The 14341-nt window shown below is 64.2% G+C and carries 12 protein-coding genes; 8 read left to right on the top strand and 4 right to left on the bottom strand.

From position 1 onward, the window contains the following. Positions 1 to 101: 101 nt before the first annotated feature. Both QUV11_RS00255 and QUV11_RS00250 read right to left on the bottom strand, forming a co-directional pair. Entirely contained in the window at positions 102 to 635 is a 534-nt protein-coding gene (locus QUV11_RS00255; protein WP_300879906.1) for a group 1 truncated hemoglobin, read from the bottom strand. 22 nt (positions 636 to 657) lie between these two features. Beyond that, entirely contained in the window at positions 658 to 1515 is an 858-nt protein-coding gene (locus QUV11_RS00250; protein ID WP_300879905.1) for a DUF3034 family protein, read from the bottom strand. A gap of 191 nt (positions 1516 to 1706) precedes the next feature. Here QUV11_RS00250 and QUV11_RS00245 point away from each other — a divergent pair, with 191 nt between their 5' ends. Together QUV11_RS00245 and QUV11_RS00240 are read left to right on the top strand one after the other, a co-directional pair. Next, a complete protein-coding gene (locus tag QUV11_RS00245; protein ID WP_300879904.1) occupies positions 1707 to 2351 on the top strand; it encodes a carboxypeptidase regulatory-like domain-containing protein in 645 nt (214 codons plus the stop codon). Between the two features lie 6 nt (positions 2352 to 2357). Continuing rightward, entirely contained in the window at positions 2358 to 4706 is a 2349-nt protein-coding gene (locus QUV11_RS00240; RefSeq protein ID WP_300879903.1) for a bifunctional diguanylate cyclase/phosphodiesterase, read from the top strand. A 45-nt stretch (positions 4707 to 4751) separates the two neighbouring features. On the opposite strand, the gene fdhD is transcribed toward QUV11_RS00240, so the two are convergent. Next, positions 4752 to 5591: a formate dehydrogenase accessory sulfurtransferase FdhD gene (gene fdhD / locus QUV11_RS00235; RefSeq protein WP_300879902.1), complete on the bottom strand. Its 840-nt coding sequence runs from the start codon at positions 5589 to 5591 to the stop codon at positions 4752 to 4754. 146 nt (positions 5592 to 5737) lie between these two features. Here fdhD and QUV11_RS00230 point away from each other — a divergent pair, with 146 nt between their 5' ends. From QUV11_RS00230 to QUV11_RS00205, 6 genes are all read left to right on the top strand, one after another. Continuing rightward, the gene (locus QUV11_RS00230; protein ID WP_300879901.1) at positions 5738 to 7885 is read left to right on the top strand and encodes a penicillin acylase family protein; all 2148 of its coding nucleotides are present in this window, start codon (positions 5738 to 5740) and stop codon (positions 7883 to 7885) included. A 154-nt stretch (positions 7886 to 8039) separates the two neighbouring features. Then, positions 8040 to 10949, top strand: a complete 2910-nt coding sequence (locus QUV11_RS00225) for a pitrilysin family protein (protein WP_300879900.1) — start codon at positions 8040 to 8042, stop codon at positions 10947 to 10949. Positions 10950 to 10985: 36 nt separating this feature from the next. After that, a complete protein-coding gene (locus QUV11_RS00220) occupies positions 10986 to 11285 on the top strand; it encodes a hypothetical protein (protein WP_300879899.1) in 300 nt (99 codons plus the stop codon). A 160-nt stretch (positions 11286 to 11445) separates the two neighbouring features. Beyond that, the gene (locus QUV11_RS00215; RefSeq protein ID WP_300879898.1) at positions 11446 to 12021 is read left to right on the top strand and encodes a peroxiredoxin; all 576 of its coding nucleotides are present in this window, start codon (positions 11446 to 11448) and stop codon (positions 12019 to 12021) included. A 49-nt stretch (positions 12022 to 12070) separates the two neighbouring features. Then, positions 12071 to 13621, top strand: a complete 1551-nt coding sequence (locus tag QUV11_RS00210) for an acyl-CoA carboxylase subunit beta (protein WP_300879897.1) — start codon at positions 12071 to 12073, stop codon at positions 13619 to 13621. A gap of 83 nt (positions 13622 to 13704) precedes the next feature. Continuing rightward, positions 13705 to 14049 (top strand): hypothetical protein, encoded by a 345-nt coding sequence (locus tag QUV11_RS00205; RefSeq protein ID WP_300879896.1) that lies wholly within the window; start codon positions 13705 to 13707, stop codon positions 14047 to 14049. A 65-nt stretch (positions 14050 to 14114) separates the two neighbouring features. On the opposite strand, the gene QUV11_RS00200 is transcribed toward QUV11_RS00205, so the two are convergent. Beyond that, entirely contained in the window at positions 14115 to 14303 is a 189-nt protein-coding gene (locus QUV11_RS00200) for a Thivi_2564 family membrane protein (RefSeq protein ID WP_300879895.1), read from the bottom strand. Positions 14304 to 14341 lie beyond the last annotated feature (38 nt).

Below are 14341 nucleotides of genomic sequence, written 5' to 3'. Positions count from 1 at the left end.
CGTGGCACCTGATCAGCGGCGGGCGGGCTACCCGCTTACACCTGTGTCAATACCACGCGCGATGCCGCTTGCAAACAGGCGTGCCACCGATCCCCACTCGATCAGTGGGTCACCACATCGCGTTTCATGGGTGCAAGCTTCGACAGGAAGCGGTTTTGCGCGGCAAACCCGATCTTTTCCGATGCCATTGCCGCCTGTAGGTTTTCGACCAGCACGTTGAGATCATCGACCTGCAGGCCGAGATCACGGTGCGATGCTTCCATGTCGCGGCCGGTGTAGTCGCAGCCTGCATTGAGGATATGGCAGAACTGCTCAAACAACGCCCGGCGCAGCCGGACCAGATCGTGCGAGACGAAAACTTCGGAAATTCGAGGATCGACGATGGCGCGGTCGACCATGCCGTCGACGACGCGGCGGATACCCTCCTCCCCGTGGAACGCGTCGCGCATCCCTGTCCCGGTGAACGGCGCAGCGCCCGCATGCGCGTTCGACATCTCATAAGGATCGACCGGCAGTTCGCCGGTCACCGGATCGCGCTGAGGCTCGGGCACAGCTTCGCCTGCGACCGCGGGTTCATCGGCGATGGGCGTCTCCTGCAACGTGGACAGGGCAAGAGCGAAAACGAGGCTGATCATGGACATATTCCCAAACGAAAACTCAAAACGCCGCCTGCAGCGACAGAAACCCGCCGCGCTGGTTGTCGGCAGTGGCGATGCTGCCCAGATCGACATAGGCGGCGGTGACGGTGACATTGCGGGTCAGCGCATAGGCTGCGAACAGGTCGAGCCAGTCATCCTCGCGCGCGATGGCCAGATTGTCGGGCTTGGTGCGATACTCGCCGCCGATGACGAAGCGCCGCGAGACCTGATAGGCGAGCGAGCCTTCGAACTGTGGCTTGTGATTGTTCTGTGTCGCGCTGCCGAAGCCCAGCAGACCGCCCTGGTTCGCCTTGGTGAACCGCACTGTCGCATTGGCCAGCACGCTGTGCGACAGGAACAGCTTGGTCGCGCTGATATAGAAATCGGTGCCCTGCGGCGAGGCTCCGCCGACCGCGGCAACGACGGCATCGTCGCTCGACCGTTTGTGCTGCACCCCGACCGCGATCTGCGGCATCAGCGCATCGCCATAGACGACATCACCAGCCACCCGCAATTTGGCACCGAACACGTCCTGGTTAAGCGTATAGCCGCGCCCGAGGCCGAGCGCCGTGCCGACGTCGATGGTGTCGAGGTTCTGCCGCGCATAGCTCAGTTCCACCCGGTCGAAAAAGCCGAGCGAGACGCCATAGCTGGTCCAGTTATAGTCGGGCAATTCGATGATCGTTCCGTGCGCCGAGGCACCGATACCCTCCTGCGTGGCATTGCCCGCGATCGTGCTCCAGGTGGCCAGCCCGCCGCCACCCGATCCTTCGATCGTGCTGACGCCGTTGGTGAGGAGCAGCTTGCCGCCGTTGCGCAGATCCTGCGCGTGCGCAGGCCCACAGGTGAAAACAGCCAGGCAGGTCAGGCCCGCCAAGAGCCGATGGGAAGAAATAGCGTTCATAAACAGCGGGTAAGGGAAAACTGGCTAATCAAAAGTTAAGGATGGCGGGCTGCGAGGGTAACGCCATGTAAAATATTCATTTTGACGCGATTTTTACCGCGCAACACGTTGAATCGATAGGGCGCTCCAGCAAATTTTAACTCTTTCGGGGCTAGCGAAGCGGCATGCCTTTCCCCAAACTCCCCGCTTCCATGGCCTTGTGCGCAGCGCTTGCCGCCTGCGCCGCCATCCCTTCGTCACAGGCGGCCGGACCGGCCAGCCTGGCCGTCACCGTCAAGCAGGCCAATGGCCTGCCCGTCCGCGACGCCGTGGTGATGGTGTATCCCAAATCGGCGGGTGCATCCGGGCCAATCCGTTTCGGCTGGAAATACGACATGGCGCAGGCGAACATCTCGTTCACCCCTGGCACGCTGATCGTGCCCGCAGGCGCCACGGTGCGCTTCCCCAACCACGACAAGGTGCGCCACAGCATCTACAGCTTTTCCAAGGCTGCCAAGATCGACATCCAGCTTTATGGGCGCGACGAAACCCGGACCCACGCGTTCGCGGTCCCCGGCAGCGTTTCGCTGGGTTGCAAGATCCACGACAAGATGCGCGGCTATATCAAGGTGGTCGACACGCCCTATGCCGCCAAGACCGATCACAACGGTCTGGTCAGGCTGGCGCAGCTGCCGGGCGGAGCCGCGACGATCAAGGTCTGGCATCCGGGACTGCGCAGCCGTACCGGCGAGCATCTGGAAGCCGTCACGCTAACCGCCGGTCAGGCCATGTCTCGGCCCATATCCGTCGAGCTGCGGCCGCTCAAGTAACCCGCCATGGCTTTTGCAACCCTACCTGTTCCCGGGCGCTTCCGCTCCCTCGCCACCCGTATCACGGTTTGGTACGCTGCAGTGATTGCGCTGACGTTCACCGCCTTCATCATCGTCGCCACCGGCGGTGTCGAACGGTACGCCGAAAGCGTTGCCACCAGCGAGATGGCCACCAGCGCTGCGACATTCGACAAGATCCTGGAACTCCAGGCGGCGCAGATGCGCACCTCGGCAGACGTGCTCGCGGCGGATTTCGGCTTCCGCGAGGCGTTCGCGATCAGCGACCAGCCGACCATCGCCAGCGCGCTCGACAGCCTGCGCGACCGGGCGGGGGCACCGCTGGCCATCATGGTGCCGCTGCAGGGTGATTTCGTCAGCACCGGCGCGCAGTTGAGCCCAGCCGAACAGGACGCCCTGTGGGACGCCGTCGATTCGGGGCTGGATCGCGGCGTTCTCCAGGTGGGCGACCATCATTACAACGCGGTGGCCGCGCCGATCCTGATCCCCGACCTTGCCGGCTGGCTGGTGCTGGCCCGCCCACTCGACGCCGCAGCGATGCGCGACATGGCCAAACTCGCCCCCAAAGGCATGGCGGCGCGCATCCGGACATCGGGCGAGCTGCCTGGCGGGATCACGCTCCAGCAAGCGAGCGCCACCGAGCCGGTCGAAACCCGGATCGCGGGCGAGCGGACGCTTTACTGGTCCAAGCCGCTGAGTGCACTCGACAAGGGGCCCGAACCGCGCCTGGTATTGCGCTATTCGCTGGGCAGCGCGCTCGCTCAATACAACCCGATCAAATATCTTCTGCTGGCGCTGAGCGCGATCGGTCTGGTGCTGTCGATCGCGATCGGCGCGATTGTCTCGCGCGGCATCACCCGCCCGATCGCAGCGCTGGAAAACGCCGCGCAGGAAATCAGCCGTGGATCGCGCGACAAGGTCGCGATCGCGTCGCAGGATGAAGTCGGGCGCCTCGCCGACAGCTTCAACTCGATGGTCGATTCGATCAAGGAACGCGAGGAGCGGATCACGCATATCGCGCTGCACGACGACCTGACCAACCTGCCCAACCGCAAGCTGTTCGCCGAGCAGCTCGAGTTCGCACTGGGCCGGCGCATCAACTCCGAACGCATCATGGTGATGTATTTCGACCTCGACAACTTCAAGGCGGTCAACGACACCTTGGGCCATCCGGTGGGAGACGAATTGCTGCGCGCGGTGGCAGACCGGCTGCGCACGACGATGCCGGGAGCGTTGATCAGCCGCCAGGGTGGGGACGAATTTGCCATCCTGATCGACCAGCTCGATCCCAATGCCAATATGGCTCTGCTCGCCGACCGGGTCAGCGCGGTCTTCCAGGCCCCCTTCCAGTTGCGCGATCACCGGCTGGAAACGAGCTGCAGTATCGGGATCGCGGTCGCGCCGGGCGATGGCAATTGCCCGGATGATCTCATCAAGAACGCGGATCTTGCGCTCTATCGCGCCAAGAACGAGGGCCGCAATTGCTCGTGCTTTTTCGAGCAGGCGATGGATATGGAGGCCCGCAAGCGCCACCAGATGGAGATCGACATGCGCGAGGCGGTCCGCAAGGGCCAGTTCTTCCTCAACTACCAGCCGCTGTTCAGTCTCGAGCAGGACCGGGTTATGGGGTTCGAGGCACTGGTCCGCTGGCAGCACCCGCTGCGCGGACGGGTGTCCCCGGCAGATTTCATCCCGCTCGCCGAAGATACCGGCATGATCGTGCCGATCAGCGAATGGGTGCTCAACGAAGCGTGCCAGCGCGCGCGGCACTGGCCCGAGGATGTGCGAGTCGCAGTCAACCTGTCACCGGTGCTGTTCAAGAACGCCGGGCTGCCGCTGCTGGTCATGCAGGCGCTCGACAAGGCCGGCCTCAAGCCCGGGCGGCTCGAACTCGAAGTCACCGAATCGCTGTTCATCGACAATATCGAGCGGACCACATCGATGCTCAACGCGCTGCGCGAATGCGGCGTGCGCATCGCGCTGGACGACTTCGGCACCGGCTACAGCTCGCTCAACTATCTGCGCTCGTTCCCCTTCGACAAGATCAAGATCGACAAGAGCTTCGTCGACGATCTCGCCACCGATGCCAGCGCGCGTGCCATCATCGGCGCAATCACCGCGCTCGCCGCGGCACTGGGCATGGAAACGATCGCGGAGGGCGTCGAGGACGCTGCGCAGCTCGAGGCGCTGCGCGCGCAGGGCTGTTCGAACATCCAGGGCTATCTGTTCAGCCGACCCGTCGGGATCGAACTGGTCGATTCGCTGATCGCCAATATGCGCTATGCCAAGCCGGTGCCGGAACTGGTGACGGCAGCCGCCGCCCGCCGGACAGCCTGACCCGCACGCGCCAACGTTTGGTAGAGCAGCCGAGCAACCGGACAGCTATCCGCGAATGTCCGGTCCGCCGTGCTCCAGCAGGCTGTCGTGCCGCGCCAGGCTGATCAGGCGCAGGCCATGCGCCGCCGCCTGATCAGCCGCGAGCGTCGAGGCCGCCGAGATCGTGACCAGCACCGGCGCTCCGGCGATCACCGCCTTCTGCACGAGTTCGAAGCTGCACCGCGCGGTGAGCACGATGAAATGCTCGGCGATCGCCAATCCCTGCCGCCCGGCAGCGCCGAGCAATTTGTCGAGCGCATTGTGCCGCCCGATATCCTCGCGCACCAGCCGGATCGTGCCATCGGCCGTGCACAACGCCGCAGCGTGCGCAGCGCGGGTGACCTTGCCCAGCACCTGCCGGTCGCGCAGCGCATCGACCGCGCGGAACATCGCCGCAGGCTCGACGTCCAGCGAGGCGGCGACCGGCGCCAGCGGCCGCATCACCTGCTCGAGGCTCTCGATCCCACACAGTCCGCAGCTCCCCTCGGCCAGCCGCAACCGGGCGCGTTCGATCAGCGGCGCGGCGTTGGCGACATCCAGCTGCACACGCAGCACCCAGCCGCCTGCGTCGACGGGCGCAGCATAAGCGGACACCATCTCGCCGGCCGACGCGATCAGCTGTTCGGACAGGCAGAAACCCAGCGCATAATCTTCAAGATCCGCGGGCGTTGCCATCATCACCGCATAGCCGAGCCCGTTGATCTCGATCGCCACCGGCGCCTCCTCGACCAGCGCGCGCTCGATCGCGCTGGGCGGCGAGCCATCGGCGAAATGCTCGCGCAGAACAAACGGACGGGCGCCATCAACCACGGACAATGTCCCCGCCAGCCGCCGCCCAAGTTCCATAGCGCTGTCGCAGATGCATCGCCTGCTCTCCCTGTCCGCCCGTGAATGAGCACCTGCCCTAGCCGAATGGCTGGGTGTTAGCCAACCACGCGCTACCTACAGCTTTGTCAGTAGACGCGGCCTGCCGGGCTGATATGGTGCGCTGCATGTTTCGTGTCTTCAAGCGCATCGCTCTCGGCCTCGTCGCCCTGATCCTCGTCACCGCCATCGCGCTTGCCATCTGGGAACCCCTGGTGGCCGAAGAGGTTCGTGCGCCCGCGCAGCGTGCTTATGACGTCGAGATTGTCCGCGATGATTTCGGCGTTCCGCACATCTTTGGGCGAACCGACCCCGATGTCTCGTACGGCATCGCCTATGCCCATGCCGAGGATGACTTTTCGACGCTGCAAGAAGTCGCCGCGATGACCCGGGCGCGGATGGGCGCACTCTCGGGCGCCGACGGCGCCAAGATCGATTTCGCCGCGCATCTGCTCGACATCCGCGGAACGGTGGATCGCAAGTACGCCGCGCTGCCCGCCGACATCCGCGCGCTCCTCGATGCCTATGCCGCCGGCCTTAATCATTATGCCGACAAGCATCCCGAAGAGGTCAGCCTCAGCGGCCTGTTCCCGCTCAACGGCCAGGACATCGCGGCGGGGTTCGCGCTGCGTTCGCCGTTCTTCTTCGGGCTCGATTCGGTGCTGGGCGCACTGGCCGAGGGCAAGGACTTGCCCATCGAAGGCGGACCCAAGCTCACCGGCGAGCCTGAAAACCGGATCACCCCGATCGGCCCCGAGCCCGACATGAACGGATCGAACGCCTTTGCCATCGCCCCTGGCCGCTCGACCGACAACGTCACCCGGCTGGTGTCCAACTCGCACCAGCCCTGGCGCGGCGGCGTCGCGTGGTACGAGCTCGTGGTGCATTCGGAAGAAGGCTGGGACTTCGCCGGCGCGACCTTCCCCGGATCGCCTTATCCGTTCCTGGGGCACAACAAGACCCTGGGCTGGACCAACACCGTCAACCGCCCCGATCTGATCGATGTCTACAAGCTCGAACTCAACGACGACAAGACGCAGTACCGGCTCGACGGCCAGTGGCGCGATCTCGAGGCGAAACGGGTGTGGCTCAAGGTCAAGATGGGGCCGTTCACCCTGCCCTATCCGCAGACGATCTACCGCTCCGCGCACGGACCGGTGATCATCAACGCCAAGGGGGCGTTCGCCATCCGCTATGCCGGACTAGATGACCTGAAAATGCTGGAGCAGTATTTCCGGATCAACAAGGCGCGTAACTTCGCCGAATGGCAGCAGGCGATGGCGATCCAGGGCGTGCCCGCGACCAACTTCATCTATGCCGATGCCGCGGGCAATATCGCGATGGCGTACAATGCGCTGTTCCCCGCGCGCAAACCCGGTGCGAACTGGCGCGGCGTGCTGCCGGGCAATCGCAGCGACCTGATCTGGCAGACGCATCTGCCGTGGGACCGGGTGCCGATGCTGGTCAATCCGGCATCGGGTTACATCATGAACGCCAACAACACGCCCTATGTCGCCGCCGGCCCGGGTGACGAGCTCGACCCTGCCAGTTTCTCCCCGCTGATGGGGATCGAAGACGACATGACCAACCGCGCGCGGCAGGCGATCAAGCTGTTCGAGGCGGCGGGCCAGATCGACGCGGCGACGCTCGAGCGGATCAAATACGATGTCGGCTACGACAAATCGGATTACGCGACCCAGTGGATGGCGGCCCTGCTTGCGGTCAAACCAGACGGCGACAACCGCATCGCGCTGGCCCAGGCGTTGCTGCGCGCCTGGGACTGGCAGCTCGACGGCAAGGGCAAAGGCGATGCCCTGGCGCTGATGGTGATGCGTCCGGCGATGCGGCAGAGCTATCGCCGCCTGCCGCTGCCTGACGCGCGCGAGGTCCTGACCGAGACGATCGACCATTTGGACACGCATTTCGCCTCGCTCGACCCGAAGCTCGGCACCGTATTGCGGCTGCGCCAGGGCGAGGTCGATCTGCCGATGGATGGTGGCTCGGACACGCTGCGCGCGGCGACCTTGTGGGATATCGACGAGACGGACGGCCGGCTCGCGGTGCGCCATGGCGACAGCTTCATCCAGTTCGTCGAATGGGATGCCGAGGGCAATGTCACCTCGCGTTCGATCCAACCTTTCGGCGCGGCAACGACACGGCCCGACAGCCCGCATTATACCGATCAGGCGAAGCTGTTCGTAGACCACAAGACCAAGCCGGTCTATTTTACCCGCGAACAGTTGATGCCGCATGCCAAACGCCGCTACCGACCCTGATCCATGTCTGAATTTCGGGCGAAACACCGCTTGAATCGAGGGCCACAGTGCTTATGGTTTCCATCAGCAACCTATGACAGACCGCCGTCCTGACGCATCTGTCGATGCGATCGAACCACAAGCATTGCAACGTTCCCAAGAGAGGCTCACTTCAATGTTCAAACCTTTCCGTTCGCTTATCGCCGTCTCCTCGCTGGCGCTGACCGTCGCGATCGCACCCGCTTCGGCGCAACAGGCTGCACCGGTCGCCGATCTCGTCAAGACGGTCAATATCCCCTATCAGCAGTTCAAGCTCGACAACGGCCTGACGGTGATCGTGCACGAGGACCGCAAGGCACCGATCGTCGCGGTGTCGATCTGGTATGATGTCGGCTCCAAGCACGAACCCAAGGGCAAGACCGGCTATGCCCATCTGTTCGAGCACATCATGTTCAACGGTTCGGAAAACGCCGAGGGCGACTATTTCGAGTACCTCAAGAAGCTGGGCGCGACCGATTTCAACGGCACCACCTGGTTCGATCGCACCAACTATTTCCAGACCGTGCCCAAGGCCGGGCTTGAAGGCGCGCTGTTCCTCGAGAGCGACCGCATGGGCCATCTGCTCAACGGCATCACCCAGGAAAAGCTGACCAACCAGATCGGCGTGGTGCAGAACGAAAAGCGCCAGGGCGACAACCAGCCTTATGGCCTGGTCGAATACAAGCAGATCGAGATGCTGACCCCGCCCGATCATCCCTATGGCCACTCGACGATCGGATCGATGGCCGACCTGCAGGCCGCTTCGCTCGACGACATGAAAAAGTGGTTCACTGACCATTACGGCCCCAACAACGCGATCCTGGTGCTGGCCGGCGACATCAACGTTGCCGAGGCGCGGCCGCTGGTCGAAAAATATTTCGGCGATATCGCGCGCGGCCCGCAGGTCGCCAAGCTCAACCCGCCGCTGCCCACGCTCGATGCCGTCAAGGTTGCCGAGATGAAGGACAAGGTTCCTACCGCGCGGCTGTATCGCTTCTGGACGGTGCCGGGGCTCAACGATCCCGATTATGCGGCGCTTGATGTCGCTGCCACCGTACTGGGCGGCCTTGCCAGCTCGCGGCTCGACAACATCCTGGTGCGCGAGGAACAGACTGCGGTCGCCGTCACCGCGATGGCCCTGCCCTTCGTGCACGGCAGCGTGTTCGAGGCTTATGTCGACGTGAAACCTGGCGCGGATATCGACGCCGTCTCGCAGCGCTTCGACGCGATCCTGGCCGACTTCATCGCCAAGGGCCCCACCGCCGATGAGGTTCAACGTGTTGCCACCCGCGAGGCAGCGCAGCGGATCAACGGGCTTGAGCAGGTCGGCGGGTTCAGCGGCAAGGCGGTTACCCTCGCCGAAGGCGCGCTCTATTCCAACGATCCGGCGTTCTACCAGAAGCAGCTCGAGATGCTCGCGGCAATGACCCCGGCCAAGGTCACCGCAGCGATGAACAAGTGGCTCACGCGGCCGGTCGCCAAGCTGCACGTGCTCCCCGGTGAGCGCGATGCCTATGAGGACGACGCTGGCGGCGCTGCCGGTGACGCAGATGCTTCAGGCCCCGCCATGCGCACCGGCGTGCTGGCCGCCCCGGCGTTCTATTCGACGCTGTCCGCCGATGCGATCGCGGCAGGGTCGGCGAGCAAGCAGCCGCTGGCCGCGGTCGACCGCTCGACCTTCCCCGAAGCCGGCGCGGTGCCCGATCTTGATTTCCCCGATGTCGAGGAAGCCGAGCTGTCCAACGGCATCAAGGTGCGCTTCGCCCAGCGGACCGCCGTCCCCGTGGTGCGCGTCGCGGTGAGCTTCGATGCCGGCTATGCCAGCGACCCCAAGGATGCGCTGGGCACCAACAGCTTGATGATCGCGCTGCTGCAGGAAGGCACCCGCACGCTCAACTCGGTGCAGCTGGCCGAGGCGCAGGAGCGGCTGGGCACCAACATCAACGCCTCGTCGGATCTTGATCGCACCATCGTCTCGATGAGCGCGATGAAGCCCAACCTGGGCGCTTCGCTCGATCTGCTGGCCGATGTCATCCGCAACCCTGCCTTCGATGCCAAGGAACTCGAGCGCGTCCGCGTGCAGCAGCTCACCCGCATCCAGGCCGAGCTCAGCCAGCCGCAGGGCATCGCTTTGCGCAACCTGCCGCCCCTGCTGTACGGCGCGAACCACCCTTATGGCGTTCCGCTGACCGGCACCGGCAACCCCGAGTCGGTGACGACGCTGACCCGCGACCAGCTTGCCGCCTATCACAGCCAGTGGATGCGCCCCGAGCGCGCGTCGATATTCGTCGTCGGCGACACCACGCTCGCCGACATGCTGCCGATGCTCGAGCAGCGCTTCGGCAAATGGCCGTCGAACCGCATGGCCCTGCTGGAAAAGGACTTCAGTGCGGCCATCCCCGAAGGTCAGGGCAGAATCATCCTGGTCGACCGGCCCAACTCGCCGCAGTCGCTGATCCTGGCGGGTCAGGTGCTCAAGGCCAAAGGCACCGACAACCTGCTCGCGCTGGAAACCGCCAACGACATCATGGGCGGCGACTTCCTGTCGCGGATCAACATGGACCTGCGCGAAACCAAGGGCTGGTCCTACGGCTCGCGCTCGCTGATCCAGCGGCCCAAGAACGACGTGCCGTTCCTCATCTTCGCGCCGGTGCAGACCAACCAGACCGGCCCCTCGGTTGCCGCGATCATCGAGCAGATGAACGGCTTCATCGGCGACAAGGGCGTGACGCCTGCAGAGCTCGACCGCACGGTCAAGGGCAACAGCCTGGAGCTGGCAGGCACCTATGAGCGCTCGGCCTCGGTGCTGTCGCAGATGCAGTCGGACGTGCTCTATGGCCGCCCGGCGGACTATGCCGAAAGCCTGGCCGCGCAGTATCGCGCCATGGACGCCGACAAGCTCAATGGGGCGATGCGCGGTGCGCTCGACCCCAAGACGCTGACCTGGCTGATCGTCGGCGATGCCGCCAAGATCGAGGATCAGCTCAAGGCATTGAACATGCCGATCGAAGTTCGCCGTGCTGCCCCGGCAGCCGGAGACAACTAAGCGTTTTCACTTCAACCACCCAAGAGAGGAATGACCATGTCAGTAGCTGGACAATATGATTGCGTAACCAAATCGCCGATGGGCGACCAGAAGTCGGTGCTCACCGTCAATGTCGATGGCGACAGCTGGACCGGATCGAACGCCGGCCAGATGGGCGCGCTCGACATCAACGACGGCAAGGTCGACGGCAACACGCTGACCTGGACCATGGACATGAAGGTGCCCATGCCGATGAAGCTGGAAGGCACCGCCACCGTCGAGGGCGACACCATCACCGGTCAGGTCAAGGCCGGCGCTTTCGGCACCATGGCGATGTCGGGCACGCGCAAGGCTTAAGCCCGGGTTTCAGCCCGAACACAACGAACCCTTCCTCCCTCCTGGGCGGAAGGGTTTGTTGTTTTCACGCCACGCGCGGGGCAATTGCCGATGCCGCACTGGAAAAGCTGCGTCCGGTGCCTAAGTGTGAAACAGCTTTCTTCCAGAAGGATCCAAACCCATGCGCGCTTCCATTGCCTGTTGCCTCGCCGCCCTGTCGCTGACCGCGGGAACCGCCACCCTGTTGGCGGCTGCCCCTGCCATCGCGGCAGACACCGCCAAGCTTGCGATCGGCAGCAAGGCGCCGTTGTTCACCACCACCGGTGCGAAAGCGGGCAAGGCCTACAAGCTCAGCCTCGCCAGCGAACTCAAGAAAGGCCCGGTGGTGCTGTATTTCTTCCCCAAGGCGTTCACCAGCGGCTGCACCGCAGAAGCGCATGAGTTCGCCACCCGCATGGACGATTTCAAAAAGGCCGGCGCCACCGTGATCGGCCTGTCCGCCGACGGCATCGACGAGCTCAAGAAGTTCTCGACCGAAGCGTGCCAGAGCAAGTTCGCCGTCGCGCAGGCCACCCCGCAGATGATCCAGTCCTATGGCGTCGGCCTGTCGGGACGCCCCAACATGACCGGGCGCACCAGCATGGTCATCGCCCCCAATGGCCGCGTCACCTTCCTCCACAACGACATGGACTATCGCGATCACGTCAAGCTGACGCTGGGTGCGGTCCAGTCGATGGCCAAGGCGAAAAAGGGCTGACCACTATTGGTGCGTGACCCGGCCAGGGTCCCGCGCTAGCGTCGCTGTTATGACCTGGCAGACCGAAATCGACGAATTGAATCAGCGCCGTGCGCTGGCCGAAAACATGGGCGGCACGGAAAAAGTCGCGCGCCAGCATGGCCGCGGCAAGATGGATGCCCGCGCGCGGATCGACGGCCTGCTCGATCCGGGCAGCTTTCGCGAGATCGGCAAGATCGCCGGGCGCGGCAGCTATGACGACAACGGCGATCTGGCCGACTTTGCCGCGTCCAACTTCATCTTCGGGCGCGGTGATATCAATGGCCGCGCCGTCGTCGCCAGCGCGGACGATTTCACCGTGCGCGGCGGCGCAGGCGATGCCGCTGTGTACCGCAAGTTCGTCCAGTGCGAGGCGATGGCGCACGAGATGCGGCTGCCGCTGATCCGGATGATCGATGGCACCGGCGGCGGCGGCTCGGTCAAGACGCTCGAGACGATGGGCTACACCTATGTGCCGATGGTCCCCGGCTGGGACCATATCGTCACCAATCTGGAAACCGTGCCGGTCGTCGCGCTCGCTTTGGGGCCGACCGCAGGGCTGGGCGCGGCGCGCACCGTCGCCAGCCATTATTCGGTGATGGTCAAGGGCCTGTCGCAATTGTTTGCCGCCGGCCCCGCAGTCGCTGCCGCGATCGGCGAGACGGTGGACAAGGAGGGCCTTGGCGGCACCGAAATCCATTGCCGCAACGGCGTGGTCGACGAAGAGGTCGCCTCCGAGGCGCAAGCCTTTGCCGTCGCGCGCCGATTCCTCTCCTACCTCCCCTCGTCGGTCGATACGCTCGCCGCGCGAACGCCCTGCGACGATCCGGCGGACCGCCGAGAAGAGGCCCTGCTCAGCACCGTCCCGCGCAACCCGGCGCAGGTCTATGCGATGCGCCGCGTGCTCGAACAGGTGTTCGATACCGGCAGCGTGTTCGAGATGGGCAAGCGATGGGGCCGCGCGGCGATCACCGCCTTTGCCCGGCTCGACGGCTGGCCGGTCGCGGTGCTCGCCAGCGATCCCAGCTTTCTGGGCGGCTCGTGGGAGGCCAGGACCAGCGAAAAGGCCGAGCGTTTCGTCAAGCTGGCGGACCAGTTCGGGCTGCCGATCGTCCATCTGGTCGACAATCCCGGCTTCATGATTGGCGCCGATGCCGAGCGCGCAGGCACGATCCGCTACGGCGTCAACGCGATGAACGCGATCTACCGCGCCAAGGTGCCGTTCGCCTCGGTCATCGTCCGCCGTGCCTATGGCATCGCAGGATCGGCGATGTCGAACGCCGAGCGCTTCCAGTATCGCTTCGCCTGGCCGAGCGGCGACTGGGGCTCGCTGCCGATCGAAGGCGGCGTCGAGGTGGCCTACAAGTCCGAGCTCGAAGCCAGCGCCGATCCTGCGGCGCATCTGGAGGCAATCCGCGAACGGCTGAACAAGGTCCGCAGCCCGTTTCGCAGCGCCGAGCATTTTGCCATCGAAGACATCATCGATCCGCGTGACACACGGCCGTTATTGTGCGAGTTCGCCGATCTCGCCTGGGCCAAGCTCGGCGCGACACGGCGGTGCTCCGCGGCAAATCATCGTTAAGACGCCGGCGCCCACGTTTCTAAAGTTTCGTTTAAGGGCGCGTCTGGCATTCTCCGGCTGAAACTTTGCCGGGATGTGTCATCATGATCAACAACAGTTCAGACCCTGCCGGATCGCCGGCCATGCGGACGGTCTATATACGCGCGTCGACCCAGACCAGCGCGATCGTGCCACCTGCGACCGATCCGCCGGCCAATCTCGCGCCCGACGACGGCGTGATCAGCCTGATCAGCCGACCATCCGCTGCAAGCCCTCCGGCTGCACGGTTGATGGCAATCGATGGTGGCGATCGCTCGGATGCTTCGATGGAGGTATTTGCCTGGCAGACGGCTCAGGCGATGCTTGCTGATCCGATGCAGACCATGCGCATCCAGGGTGCGCCGACGTCGGAAGCCGTCAGCGGCTTGCTGGGCAACCGCTTCGGCTGAACCCGCGTCGAACGTCAAAAAGAATCGGCCGCTCCGTCGACAATGACGGAGCGGCCGAACTGCGTTTAGCCGACGGTAACGCCGCTGAGCGAACCCAGAATGCCGAAAACCTGCAGCAGCCAGATGATCACACCAATGACCACGACCGCGTTGAGAATGCTTTTGATCTTTCCGTCCATCGGAATGTAGTTGTTGATCAACCAAAGGCCGACGCCGACGGCGACAAGTACGAGAATCAAGCTGAGAATCGGCATGGTAATGTTTCCCTCTATTACGAAGCACACCGTTTTTT

The sequence above is a fragment of the Blastomonas sp. genome, from assembly GCF_030373265.1.
Lineage (GTDB): Bacteria > Pseudomonadota > Alphaproteobacteria > Sphingomonadales > Sphingomonadaceae > Blastomonas.
The sequence above is the reverse complement of the archived record's forward strand: the minus strand, read 5'-3'. Positions and strand labels throughout refer to the sequence as shown.